At 77.9% G+C, this 2,689-nt stretch carries 2 protein-coding genes; both read right to left on the bottom strand.

The genetic code is table 11. The features are described 5' to 3' along the window. Positions 1–152: 152 nt before the first annotated feature. Complete coding sequence (locus ACTUAL_RS27440) at positions 153–1,136, bottom strand: UbiA family prenyltransferase (protein ID WP_440902273.1); 984 nt, start codon at positions 1,134–1,136, stop codon at positions 153–155. Beyond that, on the bottom strand, positions 1,136–2,689 hold a 1,554-nt coding region (locus tag ACTUAL_RS27435; protein WP_440902272.1), incomplete at its 5' end, for a polyprenyl synthetase family protein. The genes ACTUAL_RS27435 and ACTUAL_RS27440, both read right to left, overlap by 1 nt.

Genomic DNA, 2,689 nt, shown 5'->3' with positions numbered 1-2,689 from the left:
CGAGCCCGGCCACCCCGGCCCCGACGACCACCACGTCCACGTCCGTGCCCGTGCTCACGCGCCACCCCGCTCCACCCGGCGGGCGCGCGGTCGCGCCCGGTTCCGAGGGGACCGGTCGACGCCGGTCCCCGTTGCCCCACGAGCGATCGCGCTCACGAGGCGGTCGCGTTCCGCAGCCCGGCGGGCGGGATCTCGTGCCGCACCCGCATCGCGTTCTGGGTGAGCAGGCTGAACAGCAGCACCGGCGCCAGCACCGACGCCGCCACCGTCACCCCGGTCCCGGCCGCCACCACCGCGCAGGCCAGCACCAGCCGCTCGCCCACCAGCAGCGCGTGCGCCCGCAGCGCCGACTCGCGGGTGATCCCGCCGCCCTGAGCCAGGAGCCCGCCGAACACCCACACGCCGACCGCGAGCGCCACCACCAGCAGCGCCAGGTAGGAGGCCCGGTCGGGCAGCGGCTCCAGCAGCGCCGCGAACGCGACCGCGCAAGCCCCGGCGTACAGCCCGGCCGCGAGCCGCGCGCTGTAGGCGACCCCGCGCAGCACCGGCACCGACCGGTAGCCGCCCGCCGCGTCCCCGGCCACGTCCCGCACCGCGCCCACCAGGTTCGAGGACGCGTCGTGCAGCAGGAACACCACCGCGAACGGCGCCGCGGCCCACACGTTCCCGCCCGGCGCGCAGGACGCGCCCGCCAGCACCGCGAGCGAGGTCAGCGCCCCGCGCACCAGATTCCCGGACAGCCCCCGCCCCTTGCACACCCGGCTGTACGCGGCGATCCCGACGACCCCGACCACCAGCAGCGCCAGCACCCGCCAGCCCACCGACAGCGCCAGCCCGGCCGCCCCGACCTCGCACACCGCCGCCGACACCAGCGCCGCCCGCGCGCCCAGCCGCCCGGACGGGATCGGCCGCTGCGGCTTGTCGATCGCGTCCAGCTCCCGGTCGAACCAGTCCCCGAGGTAGTGCCCGCCCAGCCACACCAGCACCGGCACGACCACCGCCGCCAGCACGTGCCACGGTCCGGGGTCCCCGCCCGCGACCGACAGCCCGGCCAGGCCGACCACGCCGGGGTAGGGCAGCGTGTAGGGCCGCCAGGTCTGGACGTGCGCCCAGGCCGCGCCCATCCCGCTCGCCACTACCGCCTCCGCGCCACGGACTTGTCCGCGACCCCGGCCAGCGTCGCGGTGTGCTCGTTGCCGGGCAGCCCGGACAGGCACGCCTTGGCCAGCGCCACCTCGGCCTCGGCGTGCTCGGTGGCCACCGCGAGCGCGCCGGTGTCCACCAGCAGCTCGCGCAGCGCCGGGTACGCCTCCTCGGCGGGCAGCTCGCCGCTGAGCACGCGGGCGATCCGCGCGCGCTGCCCGGCCGTCCCCCGCTCGTGCGCCAGCAGCACCGGGTAGGTGGGGCGCAGGTTCCGCAGGTCGCTCAGCTCGGACTTGCCGGTGACGGCCGAGTCGGACAGGTACGGCAGCAGGTCGTCGTGCACCTGGAACGCCAGCCCGAGGTGCTCGGCGTACGAGGTGACCGCCTCCACCGCCTCCGGCCCGGCGCCGCCCAGCAGCGCGCCCGCCCGGCAGGCGCCCCGGAACAGCGCGCCGGTCTTGAGCGCCATGACCGTGACGTAGTCGCCCAGCGGGTGCGTGGGGTCCGCCGCGAGCGCGCCTTCCAGGGCCTGGCCCCGGCACACGTCCACGCCCGCGTCGGCGATCGCCCGCGCCGCGCCCAGCGCCGCCTCGGCGGTGACGCCCAGCTCGACGCAGGCGGCGACGGCGCTGAACGTCTTGAAGATCAGCGCGTCGCCGACCACGATGGCCTCGGGCACGCCGAACCGGTGCTGCACCGAGGGCTGGCCGCGCCGCACCTCGTCGTCGTCGATCACGTCGTCGTGCACGAGCGAGCCCACGTGCAGGTACTCGACGGCCAGCGCGGCGGGCACCACCCGCTCCACGTCGCCGCCGACCGCGCCCGCCGCCGACGCCAGCAGCAGGGGCCGCAGCATCTTGCCGGGGGTCAGCAGCGCGTACCGGGAGATGTCGAGCACCGGGTCGCCGGTCTCGGGCCACTGGGCGCGCAGCGCCTCGCGCAGCCGCGCCACGACCGCGGCGGCGGCGGGGGAGAGGGCGTCCCGGTCGGTCCCGTCCCGGTTGTCCCCGTTCCGGCGCGCGGTCGTGGCGGGCGCGGGCGCCCCCGGTTCCGCGAGGGTGGTCCCGGTCGTGCCGTGGTCGTCCTCGGAGTGCTCCGAGACGAGCGCGATCACCACGTCGTTGCTCCCCTTCGCCGCCGATCCGCTCGTCCCCGCTCCGTCGCCGCCGCCGCTCAGCGCGGCCAGCGCCTCGTCCCGCTCGTCGGGCCCGATCCGCCCGGCGGGCACCTCTGCGCGCAGCCGGGCGGCCACGGTCGCGCCGCCCACCAGGTACTCGACCCGTGCCGTGAGCGAGCCGACCACGACCACGCGCGGGTCCAACCGCCGCAGCCCCAGCACGCGGGCGCCGTGCTCCCGCCCGACCTCCGCGCTCCCCGGCCGCGACGCGTCCACCACGAGCAGCCCGTCCGGCGCCAGCGCCGCCAGCAGCCGCGCGATCCCGTCCGGCGTCGGGTCGTCGCCGTCCCGGCCGCCCGCGAGGACGACCTCACCCCCGTCACCGGGGAGCCCGTCGAGCAACCGCCGCAGCAGCACGCCCGTTCCCGG

The organism is Actinosynnema sp. (assembly GCF_052038725.1).
The sequence above is the reverse complement of the archived record's forward strand: the minus strand, read 5'-3'. Positions and strand labels throughout refer to the sequence as shown.